The organism is Paraburkholderia sp. BR13439 (genome assembly GCF_040948805.1).
GTDB lineage: Bacteria > Pseudomonadota > Gammaproteobacteria > Burkholderiales > Burkholderiaceae > Paraburkholderia > Paraburkholderia youngii.
In genome coordinates, this window is the sequence record NZ_JBFPKN010000030.1 from 1 (window position 1) to 20,144 (window position 20,144).

The following is a 20,144-nucleotide window of genomic DNA, read 5'->3' on the forward strand; positions in this document are numbered from 1 at the left end:
TGCCTACCGCTCGCGCAGACCGTCGACGACTACGCCGCGCTTCTTCCCTGGTGCATGCCCGCCGAACTGCGGTAAGTCTATTGCCCTGTTCAACAACTCTGATGGGCGTCGTTAATTGACCGCTTACAGAGAAACGCACTAGCGCGATGCCGACCTCGCGCTGCGCCGCGCTCTCGCGGCCCACATCGCGCTCGTGCATCTCTGTCTCGGGTGACAGGGTTAGCACCCCGCCACGCTTCATGCCGAGGCGAATACCAGCCGCGCGCGCCGCACTGTCGGCAATGACCACCTTGTCTTTCTCGAGCACAGCACTGCCCTGAGGCGGCTCAGGCGACCACTTCGGTCGGAATACCTCTAGCTGAAGCGTAGGCAGATGAACGGCGAGAAAGACGCGCATGTCGGGAAAGCAGAACTGGGGTTGGTTGAAGCGGAATCGATAGAGGCTCTGCGCGGGAGGGCCCTCGTCGTTTAACAATGTCGACAGTCAACCCGTCGGCTGATGGTCTCAAAGCCAGCCTCAGCAGCGCCGGCGATGAGTCCTGCGCTGCGGCAAGAGGCCTGACCATCACGAAAAGTGTTTCGGATGACTGCGCCGCAAGGTGCAGGCGTCGAAGCGATGACGCCTGTGCGTACTGCGTCCAGAAAATCAGTGCGCTGCAGCTTCGGGCTCGCAGAATCTGCTCCGCCGACCAGAGCGCATCCGCGGTTTTCTGCGCCTTCACCCGCAGCACCTGCCCGATGGAGAGGCCGATGTAGCTCAGGCCCAGTCCATCTGGGGTATGCGGTGGCTGGACAAATACTACCGGCCGCTCCCCGGCGGCACTGAGCGCGGGACGCAACAACCGGAGTTCACCCACGCCGGCTTGCTGCACCAGCAGGTCGACGAGCGCGCCGACCGGCCAGCCGCCTCCAGGCAACTCGGCGGACAGCGCCGGGTAGCCCGTTTCCACGACCCGCTCACGGCCACGCGCGAGCTGGGAAGCCCGCCACAGGGACGGGTGTATTTCTTCAGCCGGAACGGTAGCGGTGGGCATGGTGCATCAAAAAGCCTGTATATTTATACAGTATGCTACACGCAATTCTAGGATAGTGAACAGGCACTTTTAATCGGGGGCTGAACATGGATGCTCGCGTTCGGAAGGATGGCCATCCAATGCCGGAGATGGCGGCGTTCATGGCAGACATGCGTGATGCCTTCGGCGACGCATGTGTCGACGATGCGGTCCGGCGTGGCAAAGCCGGTGAGGCGACGTTTTACGCCTGTGAAAATGGTCGAACCGTTGGCACCGCAAGTCCGGCGAACGACAATGTGTGGCGCGTCAACGCAGACGTACGCGACCGGTATTACTGTCCCGGCTGTGATGCCCGATGCGTCGGACAGGGTGTAGGTTGCACGGAGTGGCTGCAACGGCAGGCAGGCAAGGAGAACGTGTGAAGCAAATCGGACCGGGCGTTTTAATGGCGGCACTTGCGTCGACGGCTGCGGTTGGCACCTACACGGAAATCTGGAATCCGCCAGAAGCTCGCGCGACTGCCCACACAGGGTCAGTGCTGCGCACAAGCCTCCAGGGGTATCGATCCCAATGCGCATCCGTAGCACCTCGGTTCATGCGGCGACAGCGCATCGATCGCGGCAGGCACAGAAAGCGTGCACATCGCTTTCCGGGGTGAAGATAACCCTGAACGATCAGTTATCCTGAATTGATCTCTGCAATCCTTTTGCGACCGCCCGCAAAGGCTGCTATGACATTCCATCCGGATCGACGTCCGGAACAGGTGACCTCGCGGTGCCGGCGAGGAATTGCCTGAGGCGGCGTTCTGCGCTGATTATCTTGTGCAGGGGTACGGCGGCGAGCTGCGCATCGTGCAACGCCAGCAGGCTCTCAAAAGCGGGAACAGCGTCTTTCGCGAGCACCCACTCGTTTGCCGCATGGGCCAGTTTCAGCGCCGCTTCCACGGCGTATTCTGCCGCCTTGAACCGCCCAACCGGTTCGCTTCCGTAACCGTCCTGCTGGAGAAACCATGCGAGGTACACGGTTCGGATCAGCTCGTTAAACAGATGCCCGTTGCCGTGACCGTCGCGGCAGGCAACCAGGGCAAGATGGGAGGTCAATGATTGCTCCCGCGCCGACGCCTGGTCCATCGGCAATAACATCGCTTTGGTGAGGTGCTTTCGTGGCCGCGAAACACCTGCTCCGCCTCGCCTGGAACTCATGTTGTCTGAAAATGTAGGTGTGACAGTGCGGCTATTCTAGCGAGGTCTTCCCCGTGATCGGCGATTCTGGCGTCGCGAGCCCCTCCCCGTCCGTCGTCTTTCCGCGATAGTCCGTGCTACTGGAGCAGACCTTATCCGGAGGACGACGCCGGCGCGGCGAATGAACGGGACCTACGGCGCAGGAGCGCACGGTCGTGTAATCCAGCCGTGAGAAGATTGGCGGACACCGCAACGGGCTCCCGTGAGCGTGCGTGGGCGAGCACGCACCAAGTGTCCAATGGCAGCGTCTTTGAATCGGAGAAAGGATGGGCACGGTAATCAGGTACGGCATGTTCCTTCTGGCGATCGCTTTTCCCGCGTTTGCTGGCGCCCGGTACGTTGAAGTGTGGAATCCGCCTGAGGCGCGAGGCGACACGCAGCGGGTACAACCGGTCCGCAAGGCACCGAAGCATCGGCGCGCGAGTATGCGAACCGGGCGTAGCCAGCTGCAGCACCGCGTCGTTGCGGCAGCGCCCGGCCCACAGGCATCCGTCGCCGCGGTCGGGCACCGCACGGGAGAGCCACGCTACGACGACATTCCCCGTCAGATCACGCCTGAGGGCAATGTACTTCGCGTAGGTGGGCGTCGCGCAGAGGTCGAGGTCGAACGCTGACGCAAAGCGAGCAATATAAGGGCTACATGCTGTGGGGCCATGCCATTCTGCCCGCTCCTTCCCGTTGACCAAGCCGCCCCGAACCCTCAACGCAATGCTAAAGTTCTGGTAAAAAACGCAGCCCGGCGATACCGTGCGTGCTGTCGTGGCTGGTTGAGACTGCGCAATCGCCCTGCTACCCGTTCCGCTGTTAGGGTGTGCGCCGTCGCCCGGCTTCGGCGTAAAAAACACCACAAACAATGTATCATTCACTACAACACCCACCCGCGGCGAGGCAGACCACTCCCGGCACGTCAAATTGCCGCCCACAGAGCCCGTCGCAAGCCCGATGTTGACCGATTGTCGTGAAACATTTCTGCGGCGAACATAAATAAGCTCAGTGAAACAATGCCTTGCAAGTATCGGCCTGTTTGTCCGCCTGTTTCACGAGTGAGGCTCCACGGTTTTTTCTCTCGCGGAACATTTATTTCGGAGTCCGAATCCAGCCCCCGTAGCGCGAGGCAGTTCGACATAGATCGTGGCATCATCCTTCGGTGCTCGGAGACTGCCATGCAGCAAATCAAGGCGGCCACCACAATCTCGGGCCATCCTGCACTGGATCAAGAGGTGGGACTGCCGCGCGAAGTCGTGCTGCAATTGGAAGCACTCGCCATAAACGCGCCGCGTCGGCGCTATCTCTACGTTCCCGCCGCTGCGATTGTCGCGCTCGATCATCGGAACTTCGCTCGCGAAGCCACAAGCTGGGAGACCTTGCAGATGCGACTGCATGACACCGGTGGGGCGATGACACGCTCACTCGGATAAAGTCAGACGTCGACACAACATGCTTTGCGGCACCGGAAGCTACGGGCGATCTACGGCTGCACTCCATCGGATGCGCAGTACGCTGCGGTAATGGTATGCACCGGCTAGGCGCCGCCGTGTGCTCGCGAGCGGCGGGCGCGAAACAGCGGTCACGGCAGAAGGCCGCTCGATATTCGCAAGGTCAATGTCAGAGCCAGGATGTGTATGCCCCATCGGCGCAACTGAATCGCGACGCAATCACGCGAGGGGAAACCGTCCACGTGTCGGGCGACTCGAACGGTGCGAGAAGCGGACGCGCCCTGCTCGGCTTGGTTTCAGGCCGCGACGTGCATTTTTTCCATTTTTCGCGCGTCGCTCACACTGACAAAACTTACCCCACAGGCGGAACTCCGCACCCGAATGGGCATGTGGTTAAGCCCGTCGGCCGACGATGCATTTCGGTGCAGGTGGCAGCGAGTTACCCCGCCCGTCGCGCACGCGCTGGCCGACGACGCTTGGCTGCAGCGGCAATTGAGTGCACCGAATTATTTGAACATGCCCGGATAACAGCATGGCTAACCAGCGCCACGCCATCACCCTCACGCGGGCCTACGCGCGCAGCGACATTCCGATGCTGCGCGCCTTTGCGCGGCGCACAGCGCCCGCCACCATCGCACGCCTGTACTTCGCCCAAGATGAGAACGGCAACGAACCCACCGCGGGCTGGGTAGAGTCGTACCCGCGGCGTATGCAGGTGTATCGGATGGAACTGGCGATTGTGCATGCCTCCCCCGTGCTGGCTGGACACCTGAAGGCTTCGACTAAAGCCCACGACAGCTTCCGGCTGACGGCGCACAGCCTAAAAATGGTCGAACAGGCGACTGCGCGCGCGCCATCGCGCAAACGCAGGCGGGGAACGCGGCGGGCCGATGCTGGCTGGGTGCCTAAAGGCCGGGTGCATCGGCACCGTCGCCGATCTTGTCGACTTCTCGCAAGTTGCGCGACGGCAGCTGGTAGCGTGCTGTACCGCGCATCGGGACCGGTCGCGCACGACGGGTGCGCCTACGCAGATATTGCGGTCGACGATCACTTTGCGGCGCCGCCAGCGAGCGTGGGTTTATCGAGGGTCCGTCGCGCGGGCCTGTGTCGCTCAAGCGCATGGCCCGTCAGGCACGCACTCTCCGGCATAAACGGAACCGACCGGTGCACCACCATTCCGTACATCGCCGCGAGATGATCGAGGCCGTGCGCGCCTACACGAAGGTACTCGAACGCTCTTTGCTGTGGCGGTCAGCATACGTGAGCCAATCAGTTCATCGTTGGTCGACGACTGCGCGGCACACAAAGATTTCCTCGGAATGTCCGTCCGTCGTCCGTGGATCCGACGAGGTCCCGCGAAGCGGGCCGGTGGCGGCCTTTCGCGTCTGCAGTTTTGAGCGGTGAGACGCAGAAGTATGCAGTGCGCGTGCCGCCTTTGCCCGGCAGGTGAAGATGCGACACCTCGCCGCTAACCCGCGGGATGGCGTGACCTATCATCTCATTGTCCAGTGGATCGACGTGATGAAGGTCGGCCGCGCCTCGCCCGCCACCTTGTGGCGTCGCATTCGGATCTTCATGCGAGGCACCGGAGGCCGCGTACTGGCAGGCCGTGCGGGTCGCCCTGTTGCTGGGCGGCAACTCTGGGCTTCGGCGCGAGGTATTGGGCTAATCCTCGCCACGGAGAAATGTCACCTGCATTGCTCAACGACGATGGGATTACGATCTGGCAACTGTGCACGACCGGCAAGCGTAGCCGGGAGCGGATTATGCCTGTCAGCACGGCGACCGTGCACGCTGACAGCGGTCGCACTCACGCGAGCTCTGCCTCGACTTAAATGCCGGGATGGGAGACCGACCGCTGGCCCCAACGTTTATTCCTAGAACTAGGTACGCCCGGAAAAAGCATGCGGACGGAAGCCTCCACCCTACCATCCCGACTCCATCAACACGATGATGGAATCGGCGCAAAAACGGTTCATTTCGTGGATGCCGGATCTGACCGCCGATGAATTGAAGTCGCTGGCGGGTACCTCTCCGCATGCGGTCCGGCACATGTTCGGCACTCAGGCAGGCGCCCACGATGTGCCACTGGATGTCGTTCGGCGCATTCCCGGCCATGCGTCCCTTCAGACAACAACAATCTATCTGCAGGCGGAAAAGCAACGGCTGCTGCACGAGGCGTTCGGCTATTTCCAACGACAGGGCTGCCCCCGCACTCGCCACCCAGCACTATGCTCGCGTCCACCTCAACTGCTCAACGCGCGACGACCGCTAGCAACGGTGACCTGCACGATAGCGGTCAATCGGGCTGAACAACAGATCCTGCCAATGACTAGGCCGCAAAGACGGGCGCTCTCGGGGTTGGAACGGCTCACAGCGAAAGCACGATTTCGGCAAGCTACGGAGCACTTCCTGCCGCCGTCCACCGCGTGGATCGCCACTGCGGCCACCGGATTCATCTGCGAGACTCAAAAGTCATGGTTCATGGGAACGATGCAGAGGGAGCTATTTCCTGCTGCAAAACGACTGCCCCGCATGGTCTGTTGAGTCCCACTCACCGTCCGCCTCGCCACGAAAGGTCATGGTTTGTGGGCACCATGATCTGGCGTTGATTGAGGTGTTTTGTCATTGCAAAGGGCTGACAGTCAAGACTGACTGACGCGCAGCGCACCCAGCGTGTTTCGGTCTAGTGCAGCAAATAAGGCTCAGGCGGATGGCGGCCGTCGTATAAATGATGCAATCGGGGTGCGATGCCACAGGCTAGCCGAGCGAGGAGCATGGATGCGTCTGCACGGGCGACCGCAGTTTCCGCATAAGTTACTGATTTTGTGGGACATCCAATTTGGATGGCGCGCCCCTACTTTCTGGACTTCCGCCTAAGCTATTGATTTTACTGGACATCCAAATTGGATGGTGGATCGCCTTGACGGTCCAATTCGCTACGAATGAAGCTTGCGATTCGCTCACTCCACTCTTCCGCCAGCGCTTCGCCGTCCTTACCCGAAAACCTTAAGCCGATCACTCCGCTTCGCACAGTAACGTCGCAATACTTCTTCCGACCCACAGTAATGGTGGTCGCGGTCGGCCGCGGAGCTTTCGGGCGAACCGGAGTCGCGAGCGCCAGTGCCCTTTCCTGAGTCATTTCGTCCGAATCCATCAACGCCTTGATCGCCCTTGTGACCGCTTCTTCGTGCCCTTGCTGGGCCAAAGCGGCAAGCTTGGCCGCCGCGGTACCGCCAAGTCGATGCGGCTTTGCCGCAATCATCGTCTTGGCTGCCACGGGAAGATTCTCGAACGCGAGAATTCGTGCAACGTGGCTCTGCGCTAGGCCGGACGCTCGGATTATGTCCGCCTGTGTGAGACCCAGATTTTCTTGAATGCGCTGAAATTGTCGATACTTTTCAAAATCAGGAAGCGATGGCGCAAGCAGATTTGAAAACGCGGCTCCCAGCTCAACCTCTGTGTCGCTTCCGGTAAAAGGCACCGCTCGGATTTTGGTTCGCTTCAGATCGTCCCGGTAGATAGCTACCCGGTTGTTCCCGGAAATGATCTCATTCCGACCGTCGCTCAGAGGTCGGAATACGATCGGGTGAATAAGAGGGTTAGCTTCGAGATTTGCGCGAAGTTCACCGTACTCTTGTTGTGATAACACGCGTCGGCGGCCGGGCACCTCCACGAGGGTCGATATTTCCACCTCTTCCGAATACGCACTGCCGTTCGACTCAAGCTCTTCAATGCGTTTGATCGCGACCTGTAGTTCCTTTTCCTTTTCCGCGAGCAAGGGCAGTGAGGCCATCAATTGACCTGGTGCTGTCTTCGGCCTGCCCGGCGCGTCTTCGTTGCTTTTCGGGGCCCGCGGCAGTGTTCCAATCGTGGCAGACTTTGCGGCAAGACTGTTTTTGATGCTCATTCGGCCTCCTGATGTACGTTCCAGAGTGCGACGAGTTGCTGATCGACGATTTCTGCGAATCGATCGTACGCCTCTCTCGCGCGCTGATAAGTTTTCAAGCTTCCTTGGTAACGCGAGATGTCGTATACCGTGCCAAATTCGGCGGCGGCCGTTTGAGTAACCGCCGTCGTGGGAATCTCTATCGGGAGAACGAGACCTTCGTAGGTCTTGTTAATCCAGTCACGCACGATCGGCGTCGCGGCTTGACTCTGATCGACTTTGGCTAACAGCACGTGAATAAAGTCAAAGCTCTTGACGAGCTCGGGCGCGACTTGCTGCATGCTTTCGGACAGATCAGAAAATAAATTCCAAAACTGTGTCGACGACGCATAGTCGAGCGCACTCGGTGGCGTGGGGACAATAAGTCCGTCTGCGGCCATGAAAGCGTTGATGGTCAAGTAGGACAGGGCAGGGGGCGTATCAATGATGACAACGTCGTACTCAGGCAAGAGTGGCTCGAGCCCCCTGTTCAGCACATTCCAAAACTGGAATGACTGATCCTTCGACTGCTTGAAGGGTAGAAAGAATTCCGCACCAAACAATGCCGCACTCGCCGGAATGAGATCCACGCCGTCCCAGTAAGTCGACTGAACCGCATATTGAAGGTCTTCCTCATCGCCATAGATCAAGGGAAGCACGGTTTGCTCATCCGAGACTTCACTGTCTGCCAAGATGCCGTGAAGCGCCGAAAGTGACGCCTGAGGGTCGAGATCGACGAGCAAGACTCTGCGACCAAACAAAGAAAGGCCTTGTGCAAGCGTCATGGCGGTGGTGGTTTTACTAACTCCACCCTTGAAGTTGCCAATCGCGATCTTCTTCCCATTGACTCCCGTCGGCCGCTTCAAATAGGGGCCAATGCGGTCAATCCACACGCGCGCCTCAGAGAGAGTAAATTCCCGGCTACGACTATGCCGGAGCGTGCCTTGAGGCAGGCCCGACTCCGTTCTCGACAAATAATGCATGCGTTGCCTGTCAATCCGGCACAAGTCGCCGACCTGAGCTGTCGTAAACACGGGGGGATTCTTGCGCGGGTGAGGGGCGAGCATGCTTTCGCGAACATCTACGAGCATTCCACTGGCGTTATCCGCAATCGATTTGATTGCGCTGAGTGGCATCGGCTTCGGTGCATGCTTGAGCTTTATCGACATTTGTGGCTTTTCAGCCCGTCGGACTGCTGTGTTCATCAACGGCTCCCTTATCGATGTAACGACCACCGTCACATGTTTTATTCAACACAGAGAACTGAAAGCAGCATCCGATGTTGAATTTCGCGGAAGCTTAGTGGTTAATCGGGGTGAGCGCAAGTGATACGTGACAATTTGCCAACTCCTACGAGTCCCGTGTGCCGGAGCATGACGGGCTTTTCCTAGAAACCACGTTAGATCGTCAATATATCGACGGACCTTCGGAGGGAGTTGAACCGCTGGTTTTCTGCTTTAACCAACCGTCCGAGAAACAACACCTGTTTGTTGTTCTTTAAGAAACAACGACTTTAAAAACGTTTACGTCCGTCGGATGCTTGCCAGGCAAGGGTTTGCAGGAGGTCAGGTCATATTCTATGGGGCGGTCGGTCAGGGTTTATGGGTAGATGCAGGACCTTTAGGTCAGCTTTCATGGGGCGAAGGGTCATGGTTCATGGGGTTGGGTCAGGGTCTATGGGGCGATCGCATGTGCGTAGAGCAAGTTATTGATTGGCCTACATTTTCTAATTTTCCCCCCCTCGCAAAGGTCATGGTGTATGGGGCGGTGGGGCCGCTGTTATGCGCGGAACTCAGTTCTCCCCACATACCCTGACCTTTCATGACCCGCGGTCACAGCCTTGAAGGGCGTCATGCGATATACCGAAGCCAGATCCCGCTGGCCCACAGGATCGTCTCGCCCCACAAACCCTGACTTTTACCGTTTCCGTCACCCACATCGGCAAAGGTCCCCACAAACCATGACCTTTCGATTCCTCACCTGCCGAAAGCTACCCACAAAATATGACTTTTCGCTGCCGCAATGGGCGTCCCCACAAACCCTGACCTTTCCCGATGTTCGCAATCCGTTCCGGAAAGGTCAGGGTTCATGGGGAACGTCAAACGGAAATACAACAAAAGTCAGTATGAGACGGTTGCCGGCATGACTTTTAGCTCCTAGAATCCGGAAAGTCTTATGGAGAGTGCATGCCCAACATTAAGCCGCTCGGTCTTCCGCCTAGCGAACTGAAAAAGCACGTTGCGACAGTTCACGTCAGCGGTGAACTGTCGTTGCTCGAGCGCAAGATCGTCAACGTCCTGCTACTCAACGCGTTTGACGATCTACTCACGAAGAAGCGCCACACGTTGCCAGTGGGCATCCTTTGTACAATGTTGGGTTTCGACAGCAAGAATCACGATGCATTGAAGCGTGCGTTGCTGAAGGTAATGTCAACACCAATCTCGTTCGACCTTTTGCACGATGGCGGAAAAACGGACTGGGAAGCGTCGCCGCTCATCGCATACGCCGGCATCAAGAATGGCATTTGCTCCTACGAGTACAGCGACTGGCTCGCCGGGAAGCTCGCGAATCCTGATATCTACACCCTCATCAACATCAACGTTCAGCGGCAGTTCAGCGGAGGCTACGCGCTTGCCCTTTACGAGAACTGTCTTCGATTCAAGCGAACGGGATCGACGGGGTGGATCTCGGTGGAAACATGGCGTCGGCTGCTCGGCGCAGATGCAAGTATGTACGATGAGTTCAAACATTTTTCCGCCGAAGTGATCAAAAAGGCCGTTAAAGAGATCAATCAGGTCTCGAACATTATCGTGTCTCCGGAGTACAAGCGAGAGGCAAGACGCGTCGTCCAGATACGCTTCCTAGTCGAAGATAATCCTCAAAAGTCCATGTACGACAACCAGGAGGATGAAGAGCAAAAATCTATTCGGGGCTCCGAAGCATTCAAGCGACTCACTCTCCTTGGAGTCGGAGACAGGCTGGCTATAAGTTGGATTCAGCAGGAACCGGATCGAGCGTTACAGACAGCCATTTATGTCGAAGCGAAGGCGAAAAGCAAACAGATTCGCGGAAATGCTGGGGGCTACGCAAGGACCGTATTCGAGAAGGGCGCTCGCATCGAAGCGGGGTCTCAGCGAAATGGGCAGACCGAATCGACTTTAATACACCCCGCAGTTGCCGAGAACGATACTTCTGCTGAAGACCGTTCGCGCCGGACGACTGCGAAAATCAAATCGTTGACGCTTGAGGAGAAGCAAAAGTTCGCCGGCGAATACATGGCAGAGGGAGGCAAGGGAAACACTTACCAGCCCGAAACTGGGACATTCAAGAACGCCTTGGAGCGAACGGCTTATACCTCATGGTTACGCGCCAAGATCGCGGGCGCGGCGGAGTAATTCCGCGCTGCTCGAGCTGTATCGCTAGGTTGCGGCCGCGGCCTAGCCGGTGACCGCGGAACGCTATACCAACGCAATCACTACGTACTACGAAGAGTTGCGGACGTTTCCGCATCGTGGGAATCCAATGGATGACATTCGCGAGGGCCTGCGCGCCACGGAATACGGCAAGAGAATAGAGATAGTTTTCGACGTCGAAGGGAGCAGGTCTCTGCGATCGGCATTCTCTACGGGCGACAGGACTACGAGACGGTCGTGCAGGACGACACCAACGACTCTCCTGACCCTGCCTGCGAGGTTTTTCGTCCACGCTGCACCAACTATGCGGGCGGTGCCATTCCCTCTGTTTGTTTGAGCGTTCGCGGGTAATCTAGGGAATCCTTGAAGCCGCCCGATATTCGCGGGAGGCCTTCAGTACAACGACATCGTGAGCGCTTAATCTCTCGATGCGTTGAGTCCCAACCGGTCAGCATAGAGTACATTAGCCGTACGCCAAAAGTTACAGGATAGGTGGGCATGTACCGATTCGAAGATTACGATCTTATCATCGACGCGCGTAGCGAACGCGAATACGCCGTAGACCACATCCCTGGGGCGATCAACCTACCCGTAGTCAGCAATGACGAATACGCCGAGGTCGGCACCCTGCATCGGACCGACAAAATGCGGGCCTATCTGATCGGCGTTTCCTATTCGCTGAAAAACATTTCGCGTCACCTTGACACCGTAATTGCGGGCCGCCCACGTCATGGCCGGGTGCTTGTGTATTGCTTTCGCGGCGGAAAGCGCAGTCGCCTTTGGTTTGATGCTCTCGATACGATCGGCTATAAGGTGGACCGCCTGCCTGGTGGCTGGAAGGGCTATAGACGTTGGGTAAACGAGCAACTGGCAACGCTGCCGCGCGAGCTCTCGTATGTGGTCCTGTCAGGCTCGACTGGTTGTGGAAAAACTCGCCTGCTAGATCAACTCGAAGCCGCCGGCGCGCAGGTGTTGAATCTGGAGGCGCTCGCATCTCACCGGGGCTCGGTCATTGGTGCGATACCCGGTACGCCGCAGCCGACGCAGAAATACTTTGATAGCCTGCTGCAACAGAAGCTTTGTACCTTCTCGCCCGGTCGCCCGGTGTGGGTGGAAGCAGAGAGCAAGAAGATTGGCAACGTACAGCTACCGCCAGCGCTGCTCGAAACGATGCATAAGAAGGGCAAGCTTGTCTGCGTGAAAGCGCCGATGGCCGAGCGAGTCATATTGTGGCGAGAGGACTATCACCATTTTGAGCAAGATCCCGATGCCTTCGTATCAAAGCTCGCCTTTCTACGGAGCCATGTCGGAGGAAAAGAGTTCGAGGTGTGGCAGGAAATGGCCAGATCACGGCGAATACCCGAGTTGTTCGAGCGAGTCATGGCCGCTCACTACGATCCCACCTATGCGCGTTCGACTAGGCGCAGTTACCCTGCACTTGAAGATGCGCCCGTCATTGAGTTGCCGGAACTGTCACCAGACAGTCTCCGCGCCGTAGCGCTTGCGCTCATTGAGCGCTTCGGCTAAGGCCCTTATCTCAAGTTCGCTAGAGCCGCTGCTTCGGCGCAAAACCACACGCGAAACGGGTGGGATAGGGCATATTTTCCATATCTTCCATGCAAGAAACATAGCGCGCAGAAAAATTTCCGCGTTGTACCGGTTGGTACCTTTCTTCGTGTTTCCGTTTGTAACTGAATTGGTGGAGGCCAAGGGAGGACGGGTATGGTCATATCTTATGAATTGATCTAATCGGGACAGATTGACTGATTGGGATTGCTTCGGAATATGACCACGACGATCGAAGACCGCATGATCTTGCTCCTGAATGAGCAGGCACGCCTCGCGCCAGGTGAAGACGAAAGGCCAGAGGGGGCATTGCGCAGGGCGTTCGGTACTCTGCTCCCGAGGCCCGAGCCTGGTCGCGGTTATTTGGAGCGGCTGACGGAATACACCCGTATTTCCGTTCAGCGCTGGCGTAAGGTGTTTCATCGTCGACAACGACCCACGCCAGACATGATCGAGGCGCTGGCGCGTCTTTTCCCGCACTATGCTTTCTGGCTTGTCACCGGCATTACAGACGCGGCTAATGGCCATGTCGCACCGGATAACGCTCAAACATTTCCCGAACGCCTGTATGCGCAGTCAGATGGCGCATCCCAGTATTTCCGCAAATCACTGATTCTATTTCGCCGACTGTTCGAAGAGTCGGGCGTCAATCTGGAAGATGACCATCAGCGAATGTATGCAACGGAACGCACCAGGCCGCTCGCTCACTGGCACGACAGCCCGCTTGTCGATGCGGCTTACCGGATCTCTCAATCGAGAGAGTACTGCGAGCTGCGTGAGATCTGGGAGTCCCGCGAGAAGTACCGGGCTGATGACCTGAAACGCATTTGGCCAACATCCCCTGACGATCGGCCGTGGGTTCAGCGCGCCAAGGATGCAAAGGAACAGGGGCTTTCGTTACCCATACTGGGCGCCGATCCCCGCACAGCGCACCAGGACCACTGCGATCTTTACTACGTCCCGCGAGAGCCTTGCCCAACTCGTTTCGCATTGAGCGTTCTAAACACGTCGCCGGCGGAGTTGACTGGCGAGGAGTTGCAGCGCCTGCGAACGTGGCTGAAGCAGCTGCAGGACGATGACCTGTCCGTGTTCTTTCAGTATCTCGAACATCACGGCATCGATCGCGAATTAATTTTCCCGTGGGAGCCCGGGACCATACGATTCGCGTGGCTCGGGATGGCCGAGTCTGAGATAGACCGGTTCGTCAATTACGTGCAAAGACTGCGTTCGAGTCGACCGCGCGATACGTATCCAGCACGGGCTCGGGCTGGGTGAAGGCTGGCGTTGCACTCGGGCGCAGGAAGTGGCCGGGCGATTCGCCGGAGTGATGAGATTTGTTGGATTGGGAATTATGAGCGACTGTATCAGCATTGTGTGCCCCTCTTGTGGGGCCAATCACGGCGATGATGGATGGGAAGTCTTGCAGGAAAACGACGTCCATCGGATGAGGTGCGAAGTCTGCCACGCGGAATTTCTCGTGTCGATCTTCGAGTGCGAAAGATGTGTGGCAGACAATGTGATTTCGTCTCTGTCTGAGCATGAAGTCAAGAATAGGACGTGTCGTGCGTGTGGACATCGCCCCGAGATCGAAGGCGAGGATTATGAAGAACCTTGTCTATGAGCGAGCTGTTAGCGCCGATGTCGAGAAGGTGGGCATTCGCCTCTATCAGGTGCCAAGCGGTTTCATTGCGGAAAGGTATCTGATTCAGGGTGACGAACTGATGCTGGTTCAGATTTTGCCGGTTTCATCAAAAGGCGAGTTTGAAAAGTTCGTGCTTTCGGACCCACATCATTCGGTGATGCGGGCAATTTATATGGAAGTGCGAAACCTTGTCTGGGCGGATGGGGTTAGTGACGTAATCTAGACGGATCGATCGTAATGGAACTGAGCTTTGATGCCGTTATAAACGCAGCGGATGAATTGGAGTTGATACCGCTTGTTAGAGACGCGATCCGATCGAAGGGGGCCGAATGGTTTGTGTTCGTTTCGTTGCATCCTACGGATCATTCAGCTAGTCGTTCCACCCATCGATTCCTGATCGGATGTCGCCCTGAATGGTGTCAACTGTACAACGCGAACCGATGGTATCTGACGGACCCTTGTCTCGATTACGCACGATCGAACACGGCGCCAGTGTTGGGATCGGAGTTGCCAGTCCGGACTGCTGGGCAAAAGCGGATGCTTGAAGTGGCCGCGGAACACGGGTTTTTCAGCACATTCCTCATTCCTGCACACGCTAGCGAGAAAGGGCGGATTGGAGCTCTCTACCTCGGCTCGAGCACGAAGCCCGAGGAAGGTGAGCCGAAACTCAGGGAGGGGAGAGCGTTTTTCCGGGCCTTGGCACTGGAGCTTCTCGATTGGTCATCGCGAGCAGTGCGAGAAGATGCGATCAGAAAATGCGGCCTTTCGCACCAGGACGTACAGTTGATTGGATTCGTCAGATCTGGCTTCAATGCGGGTGCGATCGCCGACGAGTTGAATGTGTCTTCCACAACTGTCTATAGGCAGTTCCGGCGGATCAACGAAAAGATTGGTGTTTCGCACATTACCGCGGCGGTGCGGTTTGCGGAAGAAAATGACATCTTTGCACAACAGTAAGGGCGGGTTCTGGCTATCGACGCTACTACCAGCGACTGCGGCGGCATTGTTCTCTTGCCGGCATCCTTGGACGTTTTTGCTGCTCTTGGTTGCGGTGGTTCCCGCCGCTGACGCGCTTATCGGGCAGGACGTGGGGGGCACAAACCAGAGGGCAAGCCAAGCGCCGATCGGGCCCGTGGTTCCGGTCACTTACATTTGCGTGTGGGGCGTCGCGATGCTTGTTGCCCTCGAAAGAGCGATGAGCGCGAGACCGCTGGAGTTTGCCGGACTGGTGATTGCCTCCGGGGTGTTGAGTGCTTTTGCGATGGCGCACATTCATGAGGTATTGCACCGGGGCGGGCGTCGGTCCAAGTTGATCTCCGACGTTGCGCTAGCCGTCGCTGGATACCCTCACTACCGAGTCGTACATCAACTCCACCATGGTCACGTCGGCGATCCGCGATTCGGCTCAACGGCCCATGTTGGCCTGTCGGTTTGGTGTCACGTCGGCCGTTCCTTTTTCTCGGCGCTGAGATCCGCTATCGCTTACGAGGTGCGCCAGGCTAGCGGTTGGAGGGAAAGCCGGCTCCTGCAAATCGTCCTGGTCAGCGTAGCGGTAGCGGCTCTTTTCGCGTGGTTCGCCGGCTGGCATGGGGTCGTATTCTACGTCGGGCAAGGCATAGTCTCCATTTTCGTCGTAGAAACGGTTGGCTATCTGCAGCACTATGGCCTGTGTGGCAGTCCTGATGAATTGGAAAATCAGGTCGCGTGGGATGTTAATTTCTGGCTGTCCAACCGGTTATTCGTAAATAACGGTCTTCACACTCACCACCATTTAGAGCAGACGCGTACCTATGATCGCCTGGTTCACACCGGGAGAGCGCTTCCTGGCGGCTATCTGCACATGTTCGGTCTGGCGTTAATTCCACCGCTCTGGTTCTCGGTCATGAACCATAGGCTGTCAAACGCAAACGACTAGCACAAAACGCTGGCGGTAGCAAGGCTAAGTAGGCCTCTTGAATTCGTCACACCATCTGCCGGAAAGTGTCACTACGGTGTTGTCTTAGTAGTGCGCTTGCGTGCGGCAATAGCGAGCATGCGTTCGGCGAACATCGTTATCTCGTCTGGGGTCATGAGCTCGGCGAGAGACATTGTAGTGACGGTTTCACGCATTTCGTCGACATCTGTATCGTCGCGAACGCTGAGCTGGGGATAGGTCGACTCCAAACGAGCGACCAGCTCAGCGTTGAGTGGGCGCCGATTCTTCGTGGCGGATTCCTTCAACTGGTAGTAGAGGGACCACGGTAGCCGGAATTGTGAGCGGTAGCTGTCTTTCATAGTGACATTTGACACTATGGTGGCGCTGGAATATAGTGACACAGTGTCACTATACAATAGTGACTAAAAAGCACTAGAGGAGAGGGAATGGGTGACATCGTTCGCTCGCAGTGTCGACTCCCCCGAGAGCTAAATGAGTGGCTCATCGAGCGAGCAAAGCAGGAGGCGCGGTCGAAAAATGCGCAGCTGGTTGTTGAGCTGCGTACTCGTCGGGCCGAACTAGAAGATGAGGCGGTCTGCAAGGGATGCGCATCGAATGCGCCGGCGTCGCCAACGTCGCGACACGAGGAGGTGTCAGAAGGAGATTAATTCGGCTCGCATCGCGATTCGGCCAGGTTGTTGATGGTACCCGGAGAGCGATACGAGCGGTTGATGTCGATGCTACCAACACTGACACCAACCTAACCATTTCGCAACCCTGTGAGGACTAACTATGGCTACCGCCATTATAGGCGCGGTCACGCCCGCCCCTGCAATTCAGCACTTCTTGCTTAGCAAGCCACCCTCGCTGACTCGCTCGCAAACAAAGTCGGCGGTCACGCTAGCCCTGTTGTTCGTTGCTGCGCTGTTCCCCGAATACGCCTATGCGATGGATTACAGCACAGGCACTGGCTTGGTTCGCGACTTCGTTAGCTGGTTGTTCGTCGACGCGGGTCCCTATGTCTTCATGGCGATTCTCGGCATCTGTGTCCTCGGGGTGCCGAAGGGTTGGATTCCGATGAAGGGTGCCGTGATCGCGGTTATCTGCTCATTTGTATTCTTCGCGGTCCCTTCCATCGTCCGCTATGCGGCTTCGGTCGCTTCCTCGCAGATCTGAGGTGAGGTCATGCGTGAAGTACACGAAATCCCGAAAGGCATGGTGCAACCCTGGATGATATGGGGCTGCCTGGCTGAGCTGTTCCTCGGCTCGTTCGTATTGCCCGCGGTTGTCTTCATGTTCCTCAAATGGTGGCCGGTGATGCTCGCCGTGCCCTTTCTGGTCATCGGCTCCTATCTGATTACCGCGAAAGACATGTTCGCGTTCTCGGTCGCGTATCAGAGCTTTGGCGCGACGGCAAAGCCACGTAGCCTCAAATACTGGGGCGGAGCGAAGACCTATGCCCCTCGGTGACTTTCTTGATCGGCATTTCGGCGCGTCGCCATTCGTTCAGCGGAGCGAGTCAGACAAGGATGATGTGGCTGATCTGCACGCCTCGCGCGAACTCCCTTTTGGCCTGAACGCGTACTACAACGGCCATACGTTGCGCTCGCTCGACAGCGGACTTGTGCAGATTGTGCGTCTCCAGGGTCTCTACGCGGAAATGCTCGATGACACCGGCGTCGATGCGTACAAGCATCAGCGGAACACCGCGCTGGAGTCGATCGCTGACAGCAATGTGGGCATCTACGTGTACGAGATCCGGCGCAAGGCCAACCGGTGGCCAGCCGGCAAGTATTCGAACTGGTTTCCGAATTTCCTCAATGAAAAGCTGAAAGCGGGGTTTCAGACGCGGTCGTTGTATCAGCACGAAATCTATATTGCCATCGTGCGCTACCGGCACTACAGCGGGGTAGTGGGGCGGCTCGATCGCGTATTCAATGCGTTCAATCCATCCGGCGCCAGCGACAAGCTTGAAACGGAGTCGCGGCAGGCGCGTGACCTTGAAGAGAAGGTCAACTCGCTGATGAAATCGTTGACACACTACGCCCCTCGCCGGCTGGGGCGCGTCGAGACGGAAATCGGACCCTGTTGTGAGATCGCGCGTTTCCTCCGCTATCTGCTCACCCAGGAAGACGGCCCCGTGCTGGCTGACTCATACAACCTGGCCCAGGCGATCGCGAGTTCGTATCTGCATTTCGGGCGCAACCCGATCCTGGGGAAAGACGTTTTTGAGATCAACGGGCTCAACCATCGCCGCATCGGACAGGTGCTGGCCATGTCGCGCTGGCCCGATGGCGCTGTCGCCGGGATGGCAGACCGGTTTCAGCGGTTGCCCGCCGAATTGATCGTCACGCAGAAGTTTTTCCCGATCGACAAGCTTGACGCGAGCATGGCGACGTCGACCAGTGAGGCGCGACTGTCGCACGACCGGACGACTGCCGGTATGTCTGCGGAAATTACGGCACTGCGTATGCGACAGGCTGCCAACAAGGCGGTTCTTGGCACACACCACATGAGCGTCCTCGTTCATGTGCCGGTAGAAGGGCGCTCGCAGGAGGCGGCGCTGAAGGCGCTTGAAGCGCTGGATGATGCCGTGGGCAAGACGGGCGAGTGCTTCAAGAGCTGGGGCGTGAAACCGGTTGTTGAGACGACCGGAATGGAGCGCGCCGTTTGGTCGCAGATACCGGGTGCCAGAAAGCGGCACAACGGCCGGGTCGGCAAGGTGGAGACGATCCAGTTTGCCGCCTTTGCATCGCTGCACAGCTTTCCGCAAGGGCGTTTCGACGGAAACCTGTGGGGCGAATGCCTCATGGTCCTGCCGACTGAAGGTCAGACCGGCTACTACCTGAACTTTCATGAGGAACGCGCCGGGATGGTGCCCGGGCATGGCAATTTCGCGGCGAAAACGGGGGTGGGCAAGACGTTGTTTGTCGCGATGGTTACCAGTCAGGCCGATAAGGTGGAACCCCGGGTGCACTGGTTTGACCGTGAGAACGGCGCGACCGTGTTCATGCAGGCAATGAACGGTGCCGACATCGTACTCAGCCTGTCACGCTCCCTTGGCAACCCCTGCAAGATGCCCGACACGGAACGGAACCGCGCGATGCTGCGCGAGCTGCTGCAGATGATGGCGACGTGCTACGGCTACAGGCTTACGGTCGACGATATCGAACGCATTGCCACGGCGGTTAATGACAACTTCGATGATAGCAAGACTAAATTCGATGACCGGCGCCTGAGGAATCTGGCCTGGCGTTTCGGCGCGAAGAATTCGGACCTGTATCGGGCGATTGCCGTGTGGCATGGCGATGGCGCGAATGCTGCGGTTTTCGACAACGAACACGACACGCTTGATGTGACAACGCATCGTCACTACCGCTACGAAATGCGGGAGCTCATGAAAGACAAGGAGGGAAAGCCAGAGCTTCCCATCCTGCTCAACTACCTGACACACCGTATCGAGCAGTCGCTTGACGGGTCGCCCGCGATCATCGTGTGGGACGAAGCCCAGACGTACATTCGCAATCCGTTCTGGCAACAGAAGGTCGAGTTGTATCGCGAGACATTTCGTCGGCGCAACTGCGTGACGCTCTTCATTACGCCCGAGCCGAGCGCTCTCTATCGGCCAGTGGCGGCCGTCAGGAATCAGGCGGTGACGAGCTTCTATTTCGCGAATGACAAGGCAGATCGACGGGACTACGTCGATAACCTGGACTTTTCGCAGAGCGAGTTCGAATTCATCGAGCGCGCTGCGCCTACTGACTACAAGGTACTTATCAAGAAGGGCAGCGGAGTCAGCGTACGCGCCTCGTTTGATATGTCCGACATGCCTGAGCTCGTGGCCGTGCTGTCGTCGAATGACAAGTCGGTTGAGCTGATGAATCGTGTCCGCGCTGAGTTGGGCACAACGGACCCGAGCCGATGGGTTCCAGTGTTCATGAAACGTGCGCTATCTGAACGGACGCACAACCTTTGAGTTGAGTGGTGAGG

At 57.7% G+C, this 20,144-nt stretch carries 18 protein-coding genes and 1 pseudogene; 13 read left to right on the forward strand and 6 right to left on the reverse strand.

The window, feature by feature from the left end; all coding sequences use genetic code 11:
* Positions 1 to 397, reverse strand: a pseudogene (locus AB3X96_RS36785) (DNA polymerase Y family protein); the annotation flags it as partial.
* Positions 327 to 1,034: a translesion DNA synthesis-associated protein ImuA gene (gene imuA / locus AB3X96_RS36790; RefSeq protein WP_368593584.1), complete on the reverse strand. Its 708-nt coding sequence runs from the start codon at positions 1,032 to 1,034 to the stop codon at positions 327 to 329. The pseudogene AB3X96_RS36785 and the gene imuA, both read right to left, overlap by 71 nt.
* 86 nt (positions 1,035 to 1,120) lie before the next feature.
* On the opposite strand from imuA, the gene AB3X96_RS36795 reads away from it, so the two are divergent.
* Complete coding sequence (locus tag AB3X96_RS36795; RefSeq protein WP_368593585.1) at positions 1,121 to 1,435, forward strand: hypothetical protein; 315 nt, start codon at positions 1,121 to 1,123, stop codon at positions 1,433 to 1,435.
* Between the two features lie 306 nt (positions 1,436 to 1,741).
* Here AB3X96_RS36795 and AB3X96_RS36800 read toward each other — a convergent pair whose 3' ends face one another.
* Complete coding sequence (locus AB3X96_RS36800) at positions 1,742 to 2,113, reverse strand: hypothetical protein (protein ID WP_368593586.1); 372 nt, start codon at positions 2,111 to 2,113, stop codon at positions 1,742 to 1,744.
* 1,304 nt (positions 2,114 to 3,417) lie between these two features.
* Between AB3X96_RS36800 and AB3X96_RS36805 the strand changes: the two genes are divergently transcribed.
* The 3 genes from AB3X96_RS36805 to AB3X96_RS36815 all read left to right on the forward strand — a co-directional run bounded on the left by AB3X96_RS36805 (position 3,418) and on the right by AB3X96_RS36815 (position 6,237).
* Positions 3,418 to 3,672, forward strand: a complete 255-nt coding sequence (locus AB3X96_RS36805) for a hypothetical protein (RefSeq protein WP_368593587.1) — start codon at positions 3,418 to 3,420, stop codon at positions 3,670 to 3,672.
* 550 nt (positions 3,673 to 4,222) lie between these two features.
* Positions 4,223 to 4,888, forward strand: coding sequence for a hypothetical protein (locus AB3X96_RS36810; protein ID WP_368593588.1), 666 nt, complete (start codon positions 4,223 to 4,225; stop codon positions 4,886 to 4,888).
* A gap of 752 nt (positions 4,889 to 5,640) precedes the next feature.
* A complete protein-coding gene (locus AB3X96_RS36815) occupies positions 5,641 to 6,237 on the forward strand; it encodes a tyrosine-type recombinase/integrase (RefSeq protein ID WP_368593589.1) in 597 nt (198 codons plus the stop codon).
* A gap of 343 nt (positions 6,238 to 6,580) precedes the next feature.
* Here the strand turns inward: AB3X96_RS36815 and AB3X96_RS36820 are convergent, their stop codons facing one another.
* Complete coding sequence (locus tag AB3X96_RS36820) at positions 6,581 to 7,600, reverse strand: ParB/RepB/Spo0J family partition protein (RefSeq protein ID WP_368593590.1); 1,020 nt, start codon at positions 7,598 to 7,600, stop codon at positions 6,581 to 6,583.
* Positions 7,597 to 8,823 (reverse strand): ParA family protein, encoded by a 1,227-nt coding sequence (locus AB3X96_RS36825; RefSeq protein WP_368593591.1) that lies wholly within the window; start codon positions 8,821 to 8,823, stop codon positions 7,597 to 7,599. The genes AB3X96_RS36820 and AB3X96_RS36825 overlap by 4 nt, the downstream gene beginning before the upstream one ends.
* Before the next feature lie 981 nt (positions 8,824 to 9,804).
* On the opposite strand from AB3X96_RS36825, the gene AB3X96_RS36830 reads away from it, so the two are divergent.
* The 6 genes from AB3X96_RS36830 (at position 9,805) to AB3X96_RS36855 (ending at position 16,154) form a co-directional block, all read left to right on the forward strand.
* On the forward strand, positions 9,805 to 11,013 hold the full coding sequence (locus tag AB3X96_RS36830) for a replication initiation protein (protein WP_368593592.1): 1,209 nt from the start codon (positions 9,805 to 9,807) through the stop codon (positions 11,011 to 11,013).
* A 516-nt stretch (positions 11,014 to 11,529) separates the two neighbouring features.
* Complete coding sequence (gene mnmH, locus AB3X96_RS36835) at positions 11,530 to 12,558, forward strand: tRNA 2-selenouridine(34) synthase MnmH (protein ID WP_368593593.1); 1,029 nt, start codon at positions 11,530 to 11,532, stop codon at positions 12,556 to 12,558.
* Positions 12,559 to 12,816: 258 nt separating this feature from the next.
* On the forward strand, positions 12,817 to 13,872 hold the full coding sequence (locus AB3X96_RS36840; protein WP_368593594.1) for a hypothetical protein: 1,056 nt from the start codon (positions 12,817 to 12,819) through the stop codon (positions 13,870 to 13,872).
* Positions 13,873 to 14,198: 326 nt separating this feature from the next.
* Positions 14,199 to 14,462 carry a hypothetical protein gene (locus AB3X96_RS36845; RefSeq protein ID WP_368593595.1) on the forward strand — a complete coding sequence of 88 codons (264 nt, stop codon included), beginning with the start codon at positions 14,199 to 14,201 and terminating at the stop codon, positions 14,460 to 14,462.
* 14 nt (positions 14,463 to 14,476) lie between these two features.
* The gene (locus AB3X96_RS36850; protein WP_368593596.1) at positions 14,477 to 15,196 is read left to right on the forward strand and encodes an autoinducer binding domain-containing protein; all 720 of its coding nucleotides are present in this window, start codon (positions 14,477 to 14,479) and stop codon (positions 15,194 to 15,196) included.
* Between the two features lie 238 nt (positions 15,197 to 15,434).
* A complete protein-coding gene (locus AB3X96_RS36855) occupies positions 15,435 to 16,154 on the forward strand; it encodes a fatty acid desaturase (RefSeq protein WP_368593597.1) in 720 nt (239 codons plus the stop codon).
* A gap of 71 nt (positions 16,155 to 16,225) precedes the next feature.
* Here AB3X96_RS36855 and AB3X96_RS36860 read toward each other — a convergent pair whose 3' ends face one another.
* On the reverse strand, positions 16,226 to 16,513 hold the full coding sequence (locus AB3X96_RS36860) for an Arc family DNA-binding protein (RefSeq protein WP_368593598.1): 288 nt from the start codon (positions 16,511 to 16,513) through the stop codon (positions 16,226 to 16,228).
* A 433-nt stretch (positions 16,514 to 16,946) separates the two neighbouring features.
* On the opposite strand from AB3X96_RS36860, the gene AB3X96_RS36865 reads away from it, so the two are divergent.
* Genes AB3X96_RS36865 through AB3X96_RS36875 form a run of 3 tightly spaced genes read left to right on the forward strand, consistent with a single transcriptional unit; the run spans position 16,947 to position 20,130 of the window.
* Positions 16,947 to 17,330, forward strand: a complete 384-nt coding sequence (locus tag AB3X96_RS36865) for a mating pair formation protein (RefSeq protein WP_368593599.1) — start codon at positions 16,947 to 16,949, stop codon at positions 17,328 to 17,330.
* 9 nt (positions 17,331 to 17,339) lie between these two features.
* On the forward strand, positions 17,340 to 17,624 hold the full coding sequence (locus tag AB3X96_RS36870; protein ID WP_179741880.1) for a VirB3 family type IV secretion system protein: 285 nt from the start codon (positions 17,340 to 17,342) through the stop codon (positions 17,622 to 17,624).
* On the forward strand, positions 17,611 to 20,130 hold the full coding sequence (locus AB3X96_RS36875; RefSeq protein ID WP_368593600.1) for a hypothetical protein: 2,520 nt from the start codon (positions 17,611 to 17,613) through the stop codon (positions 20,128 to 20,130). Before AB3X96_RS36870 ends, AB3X96_RS36875 begins: the two co-directional genes overlap by 14 nt.
* Positions 20,131 to 20,144: the final 14 nt, after the last annotated feature.

Bases quoted from the DNA above. Each gene is read 5' to 3' on its own strand.
- imuA (WP_368593584.1), bottom strand. From the start codon at position 1,034: ATGCCCACCGCTACCGTTCCGGCTGAAGAAATACACCCGTCCCTGTGG.
- AB3X96_RS36855 (WP_368593597.1), top strand. From the start codon at position 15,435: ATGAGCGCGAGACCGCTGGAGTTTGCCGGACTGGTGATTGCCTCCGGG.
- AB3X96_RS36840 (WP_368593594.1), top strand. From the start codon at position 12,817: ATGACCACGACGATCGAAGACCGCATGATCTTGCTCCTGAATGAGCAG.
- AB3X96_RS36825 (WP_368593591.1), bottom strand. From the start codon at position 8,823: ATGAACACAGCAGTCCGACGGGCTGAAAAGCCACAAATGTCGATAAAG.
- AB3X96_RS36815 (WP_368593589.1), top strand. From the start codon at position 5,641: ATGATGGAATCGGCGCAAAAACGGTTCATTTCGTGGATGCCGGATCTG.
- AB3X96_RS36845 (WP_368593595.1), top strand. From the start codon at position 14,199: ATGAAGAACCTTGTCTATGAGCGAGCTGTTAGCGCCGATGTCGAGAAG.
- AB3X96_RS36870 (WP_179741880.1), top strand. From the start codon at position 17,340: ATGCGTGAAGTACACGAAATCCCGAAAGGCATGGTGCAACCCTGGATG.
- AB3X96_RS36810 (WP_368593588.1), top strand. From the start codon at position 4,223: ATGGCTAACCAGCGCCACGCCATCACCCTCACGCGGGCCTACGCGCGC.
- AB3X96_RS36830 (WP_368593592.1), top strand. From the start codon at position 9,805: ATGCCCAACATTAAGCCGCTCGGTCTTCCGCCTAGCGAACTGAAAAAG.
- AB3X96_RS36875 (WP_368593600.1), top strand. From the start codon at position 17,611: ATGCCCCTCGGTGACTTTCTTGATCGGCATTTCGGCGCGTCGCCATTC.
- AB3X96_RS36795 (WP_368593585.1), top strand. From the start codon at position 1,121: ATGGATGCTCGCGTTCGGAAGGATGGCCATCCAATGCCGGAGATGGCG.
- AB3X96_RS36850 (WP_368593596.1), top strand. From the start codon at position 14,477: ATGGAACTGAGCTTTGATGCCGTTATAAACGCAGCGGATGAATTGGAG.
- AB3X96_RS36820 (WP_368593590.1), bottom strand. From the start codon at position 7,600: ATGAGCATCAAAAACAGTCTTGCCGCAAAGTCTGCCACGATTGGAACA.
- mnmH (WP_368593593.1), top strand. From the start codon at position 11,530: ATGTACCGATTCGAAGATTACGATCTTATCATCGACGCGCGTAGCGAA.
- AB3X96_RS36860 (WP_368593598.1), bottom strand. From the start codon at position 16,513: ATGAAAGACAGCTACCGCTCACAATTCCGGCTACCGTGGTCCCTCTAC.
- AB3X96_RS36865 (WP_368593599.1), top strand. From the start codon at position 16,947: ATGGCTACCGCCATTATAGGCGCGGTCACGCCCGCCCCTGCAATTCAG.
- AB3X96_RS36805 (WP_368593587.1), top strand. From the start codon at position 3,418: ATGCAGCAAATCAAGGCGGCCACCACAATCTCGGGCCATCCTGCACTG.